This window comes from Pseudomonas sp. B21-021, from assembly GCF_024749205.1.
GTDB classification, from domain to species: Bacteria; Pseudomonadota; Gammaproteobacteria; order Pseudomonadales; family Pseudomonadaceae; genus Aquipseudomonas; species Aquipseudomonas paraglycinae.
Genome location: NZ_CP087192.1, coordinates 1,139,367 through 1,153,298 on the forward strand (window position 1 = coordinate 1,139,367; position 13,932 = coordinate 1,153,298).

The window sequence follows — 13,932 nt, forward strand, 5'->3', positions numbered from 1 at the left end:
GTCAGCATCAGAAGCGCCAGATCACGTCGATGAACGCGCGGTGCATGTACGAATCGACCTGGCTGCCATAGGCATCACCCGGCTTGAACACGCCGCCACGGAAACGCACCAGCGCCGAAGGCTCGTCGATCGACTGGCTCAGCGCCGCCGGCAGCAAGCCTTGCTTGAAGTACTTGGTGACCACCAGATCCATTTCCTGGCCCAGATCCTTGTTGCCGTCCTGCAGTGGCAGCGAGGTGCTGGAGAGGATCGCGCCGGTGACGTCGTCGGTGTTGTTTTCCACGGCGTTGATGCCGTTGCTGCCCACCGGCTTGTTGCCGTCCACACGCCAGAACTTGTGGTAGATCAGGCTGGCGTCGTACTGGTCGTTGAGCATCCACGAACCGAACAGGGTGGCGGTCTGCATGTTGTTCATTTCGCCACGGAAGGCTTCGCCGAAACGGTGAACCCGCGAGCGTGTACCGGTGTAGTTCGAGCGGTTGCTTTCCAGGCCGTTCTGTTCGTAATCGGCGCTGGCACGGGCGTACGCCGCACCGACCTGCCATTGCGGATCGAGGCGCAGACGCACACCGATGTCGGTGGCCCAGCCGTCGACGTTGTCGCTGCGCTTGGCCTGCGCCGGGCGGGTGCCATCGGCGTTGAGGGCGTTGACCGTGTCGCGGTCGCCGCTCATGCCGGTGATGCTGCCCCAGTAATTGACGGTGTTGGTGTTGCGCCAGTTGTAGGCGTCGCTGTCGGCGGTCAGGCCGAGCCAGCTGATGTCGCCGTTTTCTTTCTTGTCCAGCGAGTCGCCAGCCACGCCCGGCTCCGGATAGTCGAGCTTGCCGTCGTCATGGGTGTGGTGGCCGCGAATGCCGACCCAGTTGCCCGGCGTCCACTGGTAAGCGGCATCGGCGTAGGCGTGCAGGCGATCCTTGTCTTTCGGCGCCAGCTCCTTGAGGTCGGTGCGGTATTCGCTGAAGCGTTCGGCAACACCGGCGTTGGCGCGCAGCAGGGTGGTGTCGAAGGTCCAGTTCAGGGCTTCGATGTTGGTGTCGCGCCACTGGCCGTCGTCATTGCGCAGGCGCTGGCGACCGAACTTGAGGATCTCGCCGGGGTAGGGCGTCAGGCCGCTGTAGCCGACCCAGAATTCGCGCATCGCCAGGTAGTTTTTCTTGGTCTTGCGGTCGCCGTTGTCGGTGGTCTGGGTGCCTTCGCTGTCGGACTGCTGCAGGGTGTCGGTCTCGATGATGTCGGTCGAGGTCACGGCCTGGCCCATGGCGTAGGCGCTCCACGCACCGCTTTCGCCGTAGACCCAGGGACGCAGATCGAGGCCGACACCGTTGACGTCGCCGCCACTGGCGGTGCCGAGGTCTCGGTCGTCTTCGGACTGGCCGGTGATTTTCACTTCGAGGCCGAAGTTCTTCGATTCAGTCATCGCGGCCAGGGTCGGGCAAGACCAGATCAGCGCGAACGTGAGGCCAATGCCGGCCTTCACAAAGGGATTCAATTTCATAATTTTTCCTCGCCGTCTTCTTCTTGCAGGGCGTGCAGTTGCAGCGTGTTCTGGCTCAGGGCGCCACGGGTCGCCTGTTCCTGTTGCAGCAGGCGCTGGGCTTCGGCCAGGCGCTCGGGCGGCAGTTGCGCGGCTAGGGCGGTCGCCAGCTCATCGGCTTGCGGAGTGTTTTGCGCCTTGGCCAACTGGCTGAACACGTAGGCGTTGAGCGGGTCGGGCTTGGTGCCCTTGCCTTGGGAAAACAGCTGGGCGATGGCGAAGTCGGCGCTGTTCTGGCCGTTGCGCGCAGCGGTCAGCAGATGGTCGAGGGCCTTCTGCGGATAGACCTTGCCCAGGTAGCCACGGCGGTAGATCTGGCCGAGGTAGTAATCGGCGGCAACTTCACGGCCGACGGCTTTCTGGAAATGTTCCTCGGCAACTTTCGCGTCGGCCGGAACCAGTTTGCCTTCGTAGTAGAGCTTGCCCAGCAACAGTTCGGCGCGCGGCTGGTCGGCGGCGCGGCCGTTGTCCAGGTACTTCATCATCTGGTCGGTGTCGCCCAGTTCCGGGAAGTCATACAGCAGTTGTGCGAGGGTGACCCACGACGCCGGGTAGCCCGGCGCGATCGGTTCGAGCAGCGACTGCGCGGTTTTTTCGTCGGTCTTGCCCAGGGTCGAATCGGCCAGCACACGGGCCACCGAATCCACCCGCTGAGCACTGACGGTGCCGCGGCTGTAACCGGCCTGCAGCTGCTTGATCAGCTCGGCCTGTTGCTCCGGCGCGCCACGTTTCTGGTAGACCGTGGCCAGCTCGACGTAGCAGATGTCGGTGGTGTTGAGCGCGGCCTTGCAGATCTTTTCCACGTCATCCAGATGCTGGTCGTAAGTGCCCTGGGTGCGATACAGCAGCACCTGGGCGAGACCGGCTTCCGGGTAACCGGATTTGCGCCACTGATCGATCTGCTGCTGAGCGTTGATGTTCGGGAAGCTGTGCGGGTATTGCAGGTACAGCATCGCGAGCGGGATCAGCGTGTTGCCTTCGCCACTGGCGGCGGCTTTCTTCAGCAGGCTTTCGGCTTCCTGATGCTCGGCCTCGGTGGAGCCGGGCTTGGCCACCAGCAGACGACCGAGTCGGGCCTGGGCACGCGGCGAAACACTGGCGGCGGCGCGGTAGGTGGCTTCGGCCTGTTTCATTTGTTCCGGGTCGCGGCTGTCGACCTGGATATCGGCGAGGCCCACCTGGGCTTCGCTGTAACCCAGGTCGGCCAGCGCACGGTAGTTCTGCGCGGCGGTCGCGGTGTCACCGCGCTTGAGCGCTTCGTTGGCCAGACGCTGGTCGGGCAGGCCGGCGCAACCGGCCAGGGCGATTGCCATGGCCAGCGTCAGCGGGACCGGCAGGATTCTGATAGGGCTCGTCACGGGCATGTCCTCGACTTAAAGACCGGCAGCCATGGCTTTGTCGATCAGCCAGTTCAGGTTCGGACCACGGTCGCTGTTCACTTCCACCGGGCGGCCGGCGAAGCGGCTGTCCAGCGGTTCGTCAGGCTGGATCTGCACGCGGATGTCGGAGGACAGGTCGGCGCTTTTCAGGCTGGTGCTGCTGACGATCTTGCCGGTGCGGGTCTTGTCTTCGCCGGCGATCTGGAAGCTCACCGGAGTGCCCGGACGCACATCGCCGAATTGGCGATAGGAGAAGCGTGCATCGACGGTGGCCTGGGTGTTGCGCGGTACCAGCGAGAAGATCACGTCACCTTTGCTCGCGTATTGACCGTCAGCCACCAGTTGCTGGGCCACGGTGCAATCGCACGGCGAGGTCAGGGTGCCGGTCATTTGCTTGCCGAACAGTTCTTCAACCTTGGCCGGAGACAGTTGATCTTCTTCCAGATGGCCCTTGAGTACGTCGAGCATGCTGGTGCTGAACGTCGCCAGCGGTGCGCCCTTGGCGGCAACGCCGTCGGACTTCACCAGGCTCTGCACGGTGCCGTCGCGCGGCATGGTGATGTTCATGCCCGGCACGCTGACCAGACCGGCCTGTGCATGGCTGACGAAGTACATGCTGTACACCGATTTGAAAATGAACCCCGCCGCCACCAGGCCGACCGCGAACACACCGGCGCTGAAGGTCACGGCTTTCAGGCGACCGAACGGGGTCATGCCGTGGCCGCCGTCCTTGACCTTGCGCGCCTTGGTGAAGTTGTCGCGCTGCAGGGTCGCCAGTACTTCGCCGATGCTGACGATGTCGCCGGCCAGGTGCGAAGTGATCAGGTGGCGCAGGGTCGAAATGTCCTGCGGTTCGAGGTTCTGGAACTGGCAACCGGCACGACCGGTCTGGCGGTCGAAGGAGCGCACCTGCAACTCCACGTCCATGGCCAGGCCGAGGTTGTCGATGACGAATTGCAGACGCGCCTTGTACACCTCGCCGACGGTCAGCGGCAGTTGACCGGCATTGAACGCCAGGCCACCGGCAGACAGGTCGATGACCCGCGCCTCGACGGGCGTCCGGTCAGGGCCGAAGAACCGCAGCTTGGCCGGGATTTTGACCCGGGCGTGCTGGCGCTGGGCTTCGGATTCATGCACTACGTTGACGTTGACGGCGGTATTCATAGGGGCGATTTCCTTGTTAATTCAAGAGGGGGCGGGTCAGACCATCATCAGCAGCACGGCGACGAAAATGCTGCCGGCGGAGAAGGTCATGGTCCGAGACGACCAGGTGTTGAACCAACGTTGAAAGCTGGCGAGATCACGGGTCAGGGAAGTGGGTTGTCGGGTCCAGGATTGTTGGTCGAGGCGGAAGAACACGTAGATCTTCACCAGCGCGCCGACGATCTGGTTGTAATAGAGAATCGCAGGGTAAGCCGGTCCGATCCGGTGGCCCGAGCAGGACAGCAGCAGCGTCAGAATCAGCCGGGTGATGCCGATCCACAGCAGGTAAACCAGGATGAACGCGGTGCCGTACTTGAAGCTGGCGATGATCGCCACGGTCAGGCCGAGCAAGGATGTCCACATCGAAACGCGCTGGTCGAACAGCACCACCGAGGTGAAGGCACCGAGGCGTTTCACGCCCAGGCCCAGAGCCCGGGAGTTCTGCCGCAGGTTGTTGCCGTACCAGCGGAACATCAGTTTGCGGCTGGCCTTGATGAAGCTCTTTTCCGGCGGGTGTTCAACGGTGTTGATCGCCGCGTCCGGTACGTAGAAGGTGTCGTAGCCCAGGCGCATCAGGCTGAACCAGCTCGACTTGTCGTCGCCGGTCAGGAACTTGAAACGGCCCAGACGCCAGTGTTGCAGCGAGTCGCTCTCGACGTCGGCGATGAATTCCGGGTTGGTGACCACGGTGGCGCGGAACACCGACATGCGCCCGGTCATGGTCAGCACGCGCTTGGACAGGGCCATCGAGCACATGTTGATGTGGCGCTGGGCGAAACGCAGCTTGTGCCATTCGCTCATGATGTAGCCGCCGCGCACTTCGCAGAACTCGTTGGTGGTCAGGCCGCCGACGTTGCCGAACAGCTGGAACCACGGCACGGTCTTGCGCACGGTGCCTTCGCCGAGCACGGTATCGCCGTCGATCACGGCCACCACGGCGCGGTCGTCCGGCAGGTGGCGGGAGATCGCGCGGAAACCAAACGCCAGACCATCGCGCTTGCCGGTGCCGGGGATGCGCACGAAGTCGAGCTTCACGCGTTCTGGCGGATTCATCCGTGCCCACAGTGCCTTGACCAGCAGCTCATCGGACATTTCGACGATGGAGCAGACCACGGTGGTCGGCAGTTCGCAGTCGATGGCTTCGCGGATCACCGAGCTGTAAACCTGCGCGGTGGTCAACGCGTCGATGCGAAAACTGGTGACCATCAGAAACACATGCGACGGGTCCGCCGCTTTACCCAGCTTGCGAACCTTGCGGCGCAGGTGCGGGTAGACGATGTAGAGAAAAATCATGCCGCGCACAAAGTGCGTGGCACCCATCGAGTAGCGCCAGATACCTACGGCGCCAATCAGGAAAATGAAGTCCTTCGACTCGGAGTCGAACGTGGACGTGGGCAGCATCAGGGCCAGGCCCATCAGCAGGCTCAGAAACAAAAGCCAGCCGGCGGATTGCAGAAAAAAATGTTTGAGCTTGGACATGACCGTCATCCGAAGGTGATGGGGGCTTCAAGCCGCCCGCCGATTCACGGCGTGCGGCCTGAAGCTCGAGGCTTGCTGCTGCGTTACCAGCAGATCCCTTCGGTGCGGCTACCGGCGCTGGTGGCCTTGGACATGAAGCCCACCAGGTCGATCACCTGCTTGCCGTGCGGCGCCTCTTCGGCGAGGGCGCGGAACTTCTCGTCGCGGTTGCCGAGGATGATCACGTCGGAGTTGTCGATCACCGAATCGAAGTCCGCGTTGAGCAGGGACGACACGTGCGGGATCTTCGACTCGATGTAGTCCTTGTTCGCGCCGTGGACACGGGCGTACTGGACGTTGCTGTCGTAGATGCTCAGGTCGTAACCCTTGCCGATCAGCATTTCGGCCAGTTCCACCAGCGGGCTTTCGCGCAGGTCGTCGGTGCCGGCCTTGAAGCTCAGACCGAGCAGGGCGACTTTGCGTTTGTCGTGGCTTTCAACGATGTCGAAGGCGTTCTGCACTTGCGATTCGTTGCTGCGCATCAGCGAGTTGAGCAGCGGCGCTTCGACGTCCAGGGAACCGGCGCGGTAGGTCAGGGCGCGCACGTCTTTCGGCAGGCACGAGCCGCCGAAGGCGAAGCCAGGGCGCATGTAGTACTGGGACAGGTTGAGGGTCTTGTCCTGGCAGACCACGTCCATCACTTCGCGGCCATCGACGCCGACCGCTTTGGCGATGTTGCCGATCTCGTTGGCGAAGGTCACTTTGGTCGCGTGCCAGACGTTGCAGGTGTACTTGATCATCTCGGCGACAGCGATGTCCTTGCGGATGATCGGTGCGTCGAGTTCTTCGTACAGCGATTGCAGAACGTCGCCCGACGCCTTGTCGAACTCGCCGATGACGGTCATCGGTGGCAGGTCGTAGTCGGCGATCGCGGTGGATTCACGCAGGAACTCAGGGTTCACGGCGACACCGAAATCAACGCCGGCTTTTTTGCCGGAGCAGTCTTCGAGGATCGGGATGACAACGTTTGCCACGGTGCCCGGCAGAACGGTGCTGCGTACGACGATGGTGTGACGGGTGGTTTTTTCACGCAGGACAAAACCGATCTCGCGGCACACCGCTTCGATGTAGTTCAGTTCCAGGTCGCCGTTCTTCTTGCTCGGCGTGCCGACGCAGATCATCGACAGGTCAGTGTCGCGAATCGCCTCGGCGAAGTTGGTTGTGCCGCGCAGACGACCGGTCTGGATACCTTGTGCCAGCAACTCGCCCAGACCCGGTTCGACAATGGGAGATTTGCCAGCGTTGATCATGTCGATCTTGTCTTTGGCAACATCGACGCCAACCACGTCATGGCCCCGTGCAGACAGGCAACCGGCACATACTGCGCCAACGTAACCCAAACCAAATATGCTGATGCGCATCGCAATTACCTCTGTATATATCAGGCCTTAGAGGGCCGGAGTTAATGGTGTTCAGCGTTCATTAGTGCACTCGAAAGTGCGGCATACAGGCGCCACAATGCCGTGTGCAGGCATACTAAGTTTCGAGTGTCTAAATAAGTGCACTCAAGATGTGCGTAACCAGGCCTTGTTGTTATGACGTGCCCTGTTATGCAGCCGATCTTCTTTGGAGAAGACTCTTGTGCAATCGTCTTGCGCGCTCGATGTCAGGATTAAAGTCCCGTAAATCAAGCGGTTGGGTGCTCAGGCGAGCACGTTTATAAGGGCGCGGCCATGGCCTTTGTAGGGGATATTAATGGTGCGTATCTCCTGTCCATCGTCTGATTTGAGACTAGTTAGTCATCTAGGCAAGTTGCTGTGACAACTTGGTTACATGGCTATCTGCTCCGCGTAAGTTATCTCGTACAAACTCGGCGAGAATCGTTACCGGTGGTATGAGCTATGCATTCGGACGAAGTTCCTGTCCGCTCATCGCGAAATCTGAAATTTCTTGAAATATTGTCAGAGATGGCACCAGTATCAATTTGATAGCAATTTCGTTTTCGACCTTTAATAACAGGCGAAAAATCACGTTAGATAGTTTTGTGCCACTACGGTGAAAAAATTTAGGTGCCACTACTGAAAAAAATGATCAGTGTCGAGTGAAACTAATCTTAGAAAAGGCAGGGAGGTTTTTCTGGCGCCAGTAAAATGGCGAAATGTGGCGAGGGATTTTTGACATCGTGCGAGCTGCACGACTCTTCATATAAAGAGTCGTGCATTAGGCATGCTTTATTCGGGAGCGTGATCGCGTAGAAACACCAGATTATCCGGTTTCGATTGCTCGGCGCTGAAGCGATAACCCTGCACATCGAACTGTTTGAGCAGGGCCGGATCGTTGATTTTTTCCTGGATCACGAAACGGCTCATCAGGCCTCGGGCCTTTTTCGCGTAGAAGCTGATGATCTTGTATTGGCCGTTCTTCTGATCCTTGAATTCGGTGTTGATGATCCGCGCGTTCAGGGCCGTGCGCTTGACCGCCGAGAAGTACTCGTTGGATGCCAGGTTCAACAGCACGTCATCGCCCTGATCGGCCAGCGCTTCGCTCAGCCACTCGCTGATGCGCGTGCCCCAGAAGGCGTACAAGTCTTTGCCCCGGGCGTTGGCCAGTTTGGTGCCCATTTCCAGGCGATACGGCTGCATCAGGTCGAGCGGACGCAGCAGGCCGTAGAGGCCGGAGAGCATGCGCAGGTGCTGTTGCGCGTAATCGAAATCGGCTTCGCTGAAGCTCTGGGCGTCGAGTCCGGTGTAGACGTCGCCCTTGAAAGCCAGCAGTGCCTGTTTGGCGTTTTCCGGCGTGAACGCTGGTGTCCAGCTGCCGAAACGCGCGGCGTTGAGGCCGCCGATCTTGTCGGACACGTGCATCAGTTCGCTGATCTGCGCCGGGCTCAGCTCGCGCAGTTGCTGGATCAGTTCCTGGGAATGGTCGAGGTATTGCGGCTGGGTGAAGCGCTGGGTCGCCGGCGGTGTTTCGTAGTCGAGGGTCTTGGCGGGGGAAATCACCATCAGCATGAAGTCGTCTCCTTTAATCGTGGGGGCGATTCTAGGGGGTTGGGGCGGATGACTCCAGCTATCGCGTCCATAGGTGATCGGCGGTTTGCCAGCCGGATCGGCTATAGTGCGGCGCGGGTTTTGTTATGGAGACACCCTTTGCGCATTGTTCTTTTTTTCACCGCGTGGCTGTTGAGCGTCGGTGCCATTGCGGCGCCGGGCGATATCGCGACGCTGGATCGCAGCACCTGGCCGGAAAAACTCGACAATCCGACCCTGTTCGACGTCGCCTCGCGGGCGGAAATCCTGATGTTCGCCCGCGGCCTGCTCGGCACCGAAGCGCTGGACGAAGCGGCGCTGGCCCAGCGTCTGGGGCTGCGCACGGTCAATCTGGATGCGATCAACAGCCTGCGCGGGCGCCTGTGGCAGCGTCTGCTCGCCAATTACAACTTCGCCCAGCAAAGCTGCGATCAGGACGCTTCGTTCTGCTTCCTCGTCGAAGACTTGCCGACCCTGCGCGAGCAGGCGGCCAAATTCGTGGTCAGCGACGAAAGCTATTACACCAAGTGGGCCGAACCGAGCCGGATCTTTCATCTGCAATACCTCGATGAACTGATGCGCAAGGCTGCGCTGTCGCCGCAGACCAGCAGCGAACTCGATCATTTCGGAGACTACGAGCGCAACGGCGACGACATGCACGATCGCTTGTTTCTGCTGAGTTTCGACAGTGCCGCCAACCTGCAACCGGACAACACCGATTGGCTTACCGAGTACCTGCGCAAGTCGAACCTGAGCGGTACCTTCTTCATGTTGGGCAAGGATGTTCAGGCGCGGCTGGCCGACCGTTCCGTCAGCAGTCTGCAAGCGGCGTTTTCGCAACAGTGCGTCGGCGTGCAGGGCTGGGAGTTCCGCTCCCACAGCCACTGGCAGGACTGGCAGGATTCGGTGCGGCGCAGTGCCGATCTGGTCCGCAACAAGCTGCCGGAAAACTACGTGCCGCTGTTCCGTCCGCCGGAAGGCCAACGTCGCAGCGATGCCCGGGGTTTCTTCAACAGTCAGGGCCTGCAAGTGGCGCTGTGGGACATCGATGCCCAGGACGGCGCCGGCAAGCTCAAGGGCGCTCCGAGCGCGCAGCGGGTGCTGACCCTGATGCTGCTGTGGCGGCACGGGGTGATCAATTTCAACATGAAGCAGGATGCGGTGAAGACCGCGTTGCCGTGGCTGATCACGCAAACCGCGCAAAGCGGCATCGGCTGGGAAGACTGTCAGGACGCGTTTCGCTGAAAAACGGCAAGAGCCCGGAAACATTGGGCTTGGGGTGAATTTTTTGCAGAATTCGATGCAGGCGGACTTCCGACTCTAACGGGGGCAGGGCAGTCCGCCAAGGGCTTTTCGTCACTTTGCAAAATAAACTTCAAAAAAGCGTCAAAGTGCTTTTTTCTGTCACGGGTTTTGGAGTATTACGAAGTCAGACCGCCGAAACCTGCAACACAGGTGGCGTCTTCCAAGACCCATTTTGTGTGCGGTTCACCTGCTATCCCGACAAAAGCTGTGCAGGTGGATTCGGCAGTCACTTCGAGGCGCAGCACCGCCGAGGTATTGCGTCGAATGGCTCCCACAAAGGTGACCGAGTATGGATGATCACGGACGTAGCCCTTCCTCCAACCAGCCAATCCTTTATGTACTCGATACCAACGTACTGATTCACGATCCGAACGCCCTGCTGAATTTCGAAGAACACCACGTCGCGATCCCGATGACCGTGCTTGAAGAGCTGGACAAGCTCAAGAGCGGGCATCACAGCGTGGCCGCCGAATGCCGTCAGGCTATCCGGCTGATCGACAAGACCCTGGGCGATGCTTCACCCGATGACGTCGAACAGGGCGTGCCGATCCAGCGCGGCAAGGGCGGCCCGAAGGGCTTGCTGTCGATTCTGATGAGCAAGCAGGCCGAATCGAACCTGATTCTGCCCGAGCATCTGAACGACAACAAAATCATCAACCAGCTGATCGATCTGCACACCCGCGACCCGAAAAAACCGGTTGTGCTCGTTACCAAAGACATCAACATGCGCCTCAAGGCGCGCGCCTGCGGGATCGACGCCGAGGACTACAGCACCGACCAGTTGGTCGACGACGTGTCCCTGCTGCCCAACGGCTATCACAACATGACCGGCTCCTTCTGGGACCGCGTGAGCAAGGTCGAAACCCGTCAGGACCACGGCCGCACCTGGCATCAGGTGCAATTGATCGACAACCTGCCAGCCGTGCACATCAACGAGTTCATCATTGATGAGCAGGGCTTCGTCGGCTGGATCAAGGAGATCGAAGAGGACAAGCTGCTGATCCTCGACCTGCACCAGGAACCGCTGCTGCACCAGGAAGCCTGGGGCCTCAAACCACGGGACATCTATCAGAGCCTGGCGCTGTATGCGTTGCTGGATCCGGACATTCACCTGGTCAACCTGTCTGGTGCCGCCGGCTCGGGTAAGACCATTCTGGCGCTGGCCGCTGCGATCGAGCAGACCATGGTCAGCAAGCGCTATCGCCGCATCATCGCCACCCGCAGCGTGCAGGGCCTGGACCAGGAAATCGGCTTCCTGCCCGGTACCGAGGCGGAAAAAATGGAGCCTTGGCTCGGCGCCATCACCGACAACCTCGAAGCCTTGCACATGGATGACGAAAACACCCATGGCAGCGTCGACTACATCCTCAGCAAAGTGCCGTTGCAGTTCAAATCGCTCAACTACATTCGCGGTCGCAGCTTCCAGCAGAGTCTGATCCTGATCGACGAATGCCAGAACCTCACGCCGCACCAGATGAAAACCATCATCACCCGGGCCGGCGCCGGTTCCAAAGTGGTGTGCCTGGGCAACCTGGCACAGATCGACACCCCTTACCTGTCCGCGACCAGCTCCGGGCTGACTTACCTGACCGAACGCTTCAAGGATTTCCCCAACGGTGTGCACATCACCCTGCAAGGGGTGCCTCGCTCGATCCTGGCCGAATACGCCGAATCGCATCTGTAACCGTCAAACCGAACCGGGCGACTGCAAAGTCGCCCGGTTTTTTATGTGCGCAATTCTGACCCCCAGGTTTACAATCGACGCTCCTGATCAGGAGTAATCCCGTGCTGACTCATCTCGATTCCCAAGGTCGCGCCAACATGGTCGACGTCACCGAAAAAGCCGTGACGTTCCGTGAAGCGACAGCCCAAGCGCTGGTGCGCATGCTGCCCGACACTCTGCAGATGATTGTCAGCGGCGGCCATCCCAAGGGCGACGTGTTCGCCGTGGCGCGCATTGCCGGCATTCAGGCGGCGAAGAAAACCAGTGACCTGATTCCCCTGTGCCATCCGCTGATGCTGACCGGCGTCAAGGTCGAACTCAGTGCCGAAGGCGATGACGCGGTGCGCATCGTGGCTCGCTGCAAATTGTCCGGGCAGACCGGCGTCGAGATGGAAGCGCTGACCGCCGCCAGCGTCGCCGCCCTGACCATCTACGACATGTGCAAGGCCGTGGACCGTGGCATGACCATCGAAAGCGTACGCCTGCTGGAAAAGGTCGGCGGCAAGAGCGGGCATTTCCAGGCGGAGCAGCCATGAACCTGACCGTGAAGTTTTTCGCCCGTTACCGTGAGGCGCTGGGCGTTGACTCGGTGAAGGTCGAGGGTGATTTCGCCACCGTCGATGACGTTCGTGCGTTGCTGGCGCAGCGTGAGGGCGCCGATGTGTTGAGCGAGCAGAACCTGATGTGCGCGCGCAACGAAGACCTCTGCCAGCTCGACGAGCCGGTGGTCGATGGCGACGAAGTGGCGTTTTTTCCTACCGTGACCGGAGGCTGAGCCATGCGCATTCGGGTGCAGTCCGAACCGTTCGATCCTGGCGCAGAAGTCAACGCGATGCACGCGGCCAATGTCGGGGTCGGCGCGGTGGTGAGTTTTGTCGGCTATGTGCGCGACTTCAACGACGGCTTGGATGTCGCCGGGATGTTCCTCGAACACTATCCGGGCATGACCGAAAAGGCCCTCGACAAGATTGCGGTCGAGGCCGAGGAGCGCTGGCCGCTGTTGAAGCTGGAAGTGCTGCACCGCATCGGCGCGCTGGAACCGGGTGAGCCGATCGTGTTTGTCGCCGCCGCCAGTGCCCATCGCCAGGCGGCGTTCGACGCCTGCGCCTTCGTCATGGATTACCTGAAAACCCGCGCACCGTTCTGGAAGAAAGAGAACACCAGCGACGGCCCGCGCTGGGTCGAAGGCCGTGACAGCGATCATGCGGCGGCGGATCGCTGGAAGCAGTAGATTCTGCGCTGCTCTCCCGGCCCTCTTCGCGAGCAAGCCCGCTCCCACAGGGAAATGCATTCCAATGTGGGAGCGGGCTTGCTCGCGAAGGCGCCATCCGCAACACCGAAAATGCTATGGATTACCCAACTGACCAACAGCAGGAAGCAATCTCTTTTGCCCAATTGACGGTTTGTACGTAAAAGTCCAGTATGGATTTACAAGTACAAAAAAGGTCTTTCCCCGTTTCAGCTTTTTCTTCTGTCTTGCCAAACCAACAACAACCCGCGAGAGAACGAACATGAAGAAATTCCCCCTCATCACCGGTCTGGCATTGAGCCTGTTGGCGTGCAGCAGTGCGTTCGCCGCCGAGAAAACCCTGCGCATCGGTATCGAAGCAGCCTATCCGCCTTTCGCCTCGAAGACCGACAAGGGTGAAATCGTCGGTTTCGACTACGACATCGGCAATGCCCTGTGCGCGCAGATGCAGGTCAAGTGCGTGTGGGTCGAGGGCGAGTTCGATGGTCTGATTCCTTCCCTGAAAGTGAAGAAAATCGACATGGCGCTGTCGTCCATGACTATCAACGAAGACCGCAAGAAGTCGGTGGACTTCACCCACAAGTACTATTTCACCTCGTCGCGGCTGGTGATGAAGGACGGCGCGAGCGTCGATGACCAGTACGCCAGCCTCAAGGGCAAGACCGTTGGCGTGCAGCGTGCGACCACCACCGACCGTTACGCGACCGAGGTGTTCGAGCCCAAGGGCATCAACGTCAAGCGTTACGGCAACAACGAAGAAATCTACATGGACCTGGCGGCCGGGCGTCTCGACGCGATCTTCGCCGACACCATCCCGCTGACCGACTTCCTGTCGATGCCGCGCGGCAAGGGTTACGCCTTCGTCGGGCCTGAGCTGAAGGATCCGAAATACGTGGGCGAGGGCGCGGGGATTGCGGTGCGCAAGGGCAACACCGAACTGGTCAGCCAGTTGAACACTGCCATCGACGGTATTCGCGCCAGTGGCGAATATCAGAAGATTTCCGAGAAGTATTTCAAGTCGGACATCTACGGCGACTAAATCTGAAGACCGT

The 13,932-nt window shown here is 60.3% G+C and carries 12 protein-coding genes; 6 read left to right on the forward strand and 6 right to left on the reverse strand.

Annotated features, from left to right (window positions below; translation table 11 throughout):
- Positions 1 to 7 precede the first annotated feature (7 nt).
- The 6 genes from LOY31_RS04915 to yaaA form a co-directional block, all read right to left on the reverse strand.
- Entirely contained in the window at positions 8 to 1,495 is a 1,488-nt protein-coding gene (locus tag LOY31_RS04915) for an alginate export family protein (RefSeq protein ID WP_085608137.1), read from the reverse strand.
- Positions 1,492 to 2,898, reverse strand: a complete 1,407-nt coding sequence (gene algK / locus LOY31_RS04920) for an alginate biosynthesis TPR repeat lipoprotein AlgK (protein WP_221533429.1) — start codon at positions 2,896 to 2,898, stop codon at positions 1,492 to 1,494. Before algK ends, LOY31_RS04915 begins: the two co-directional genes overlap by 4 nt.
- A 9-nt stretch (positions 2,899 to 2,907) precedes the next feature.
- Positions 2,908 to 4,077, reverse strand: coding sequence for an alginate biosynthesis protein Alg44 (locus LOY31_RS04925; protein ID WP_007957311.1), 1,170 nt, complete (start codon positions 4,075 to 4,077; stop codon positions 2,908 to 2,910).
- Between the two features lie 36 nt (positions 4,078 to 4,113).
- A complete protein-coding gene (alg8, locus tag LOY31_RS04930; protein WP_007957312.1) occupies positions 4,114 to 5,595 on the reverse strand; it encodes a mannuronan synthase in 1,482 nt (493 codons plus the stop codon).
- Between the two features lie 83 nt (positions 5,596 to 5,678).
- Positions 5,679 to 6,995 carry a nucleotide sugar dehydrogenase gene (locus LOY31_RS04935; RefSeq protein ID WP_221533432.1) on the reverse strand — a complete coding sequence of 439 codons (1,317 nt, stop codon included), beginning with the start codon at positions 6,993 to 6,995 and terminating at the stop codon, positions 5,679 to 5,681.
- Between the two features lie 810 nt (positions 6,996 to 7,805).
- Positions 7,806 to 8,585 carry a peroxide stress protein YaaA gene (yaaA, locus tag LOY31_RS04940; RefSeq protein WP_221533433.1) on the reverse strand — a complete coding sequence of 260 codons (780 nt, stop codon included), beginning with the start codon at positions 8,583 to 8,585 and terminating at the stop codon, positions 7,806 to 7,808.
- Positions 8,586 to 8,723: 138 nt separating this feature from the next.
- On the opposite strand from yaaA, the gene LOY31_RS04945 reads away from it, so the two are divergent.
- From LOY31_RS04945 to LOY31_RS04970, 6 genes are all read left to right on the forward strand, one after another.
- Positions 8,724 to 9,848, forward strand: coding sequence for a polysaccharide deacetylase family protein (locus tag LOY31_RS04945; protein WP_258712920.1), 1,125 nt, complete (start codon positions 8,724 to 8,726; stop codon positions 9,846 to 9,848).
- A 349-nt stretch (positions 9,849 to 10,197) separates the two neighbouring features.
- Positions 10,198 to 11,592, forward strand: a complete 1,395-nt coding sequence (locus tag LOY31_RS04950; protein ID WP_007957320.1) for a PhoH family protein — start codon at positions 10,198 to 10,200, stop codon at positions 11,590 to 11,592.
- Between the two features lie 101 nt (positions 11,593 to 11,693).
- Entirely contained in the window at positions 11,694 to 12,167 is a 474-nt protein-coding gene (gene moaC / locus LOY31_RS04955) for a cyclic pyranopterin monophosphate synthase MoaC (protein WP_007957321.1), read from the forward strand.
- Positions 12,164 to 12,406, forward strand: a complete 243-nt coding sequence (locus tag LOY31_RS04960) for a MoaD/ThiS family protein (RefSeq protein WP_064382453.1) — start codon at positions 12,164 to 12,166, stop codon at positions 12,404 to 12,406. Before moaC ends, LOY31_RS04960 begins: the two co-directional genes overlap by 4 nt.
- 3 nt (positions 12,407 to 12,409) lie before the next feature.
- Positions 12,410 to 12,862: a molybdopterin synthase catalytic subunit MoaE gene (gene moaE, locus LOY31_RS04965; RefSeq protein ID WP_258712921.1), complete on the forward strand. Its 453-nt coding sequence runs from the start codon at positions 12,410 to 12,412 to the stop codon at positions 12,860 to 12,862.
- A gap of 280 nt (positions 12,863 to 13,142) precedes the next feature.
- Positions 13,143 to 13,919: an ABC transporter substrate-binding protein gene (locus LOY31_RS04970; protein WP_085608145.1), complete on the forward strand. Its 777-nt coding sequence runs from the start codon at positions 13,143 to 13,145 to the stop codon at positions 13,917 to 13,919.
- Positions 13,920 to 13,932 lie beyond the last annotated feature (13 nt).

Excerpts from the sequence above, each read along its gene's own strand:
- LOY31_RS04915 (WP_085608137.1), bottom strand. The coding sequence starts at position 1,495 with ATGAAATTGAATCCCTTTGTGAAGGCCGGCATTGGCCTCACGTTCGCG.
- algK (WP_221533429.1), bottom strand. The coding sequence starts at position 2,898 with ATGCCCGTGACGAGCCCTATCAGAATCCTGCCGGTCCCGCTGACGCTG.
- LOY31_RS04925 (WP_007957311.1), bottom strand. The coding sequence starts at position 4,077 with ATGAATACCGCCGTCAACGTCAACGTAGTGCATGAATCCGAAGCCCAG.
- alg8 (WP_007957312.1), bottom strand. The coding sequence starts at position 5,595 with ATGTCCAAGCTCAAACATTTTTTTCTGCAATCCGCCGGCTGGCTTTTG.
- LOY31_RS04935 (WP_221533432.1), bottom strand. The coding sequence starts at position 6,995 with ATGCGCATCAGCATATTTGGTTTGGGTTACGTTGGCGCAGTATGTGCC.
- yaaA (WP_221533433.1), bottom strand. The coding sequence starts at position 8,585 with ATGCTGATGGTGATTTCCCCCGCCAAGACCCTCGACTACGAAACACCG.
- LOY31_RS04950 (WP_007957320.1), top strand. The coding sequence starts at position 10,198 with ATGGATGATCACGGACGTAGCCCTTCCTCCAACCAGCCAATCCTTTAT.
- LOY31_RS04960 (WP_064382453.1), top strand. The coding sequence starts at position 12,164 with ATGAACCTGACCGTGAAGTTTTTCGCCCGTTACCGTGAGGCGCTGGGC.
- moaE (WP_258712921.1), top strand. The coding sequence starts at position 12,410 with ATGCGCATTCGGGTGCAGTCCGAACCGTTCGATCCTGGCGCAGAAGTC.
- LOY31_RS04970 (WP_085608145.1), top strand. The coding sequence starts at position 13,143 with ATGAAGAAATTCCCCCTCATCACCGGTCTGGCATTGAGCCTGTTGGCG.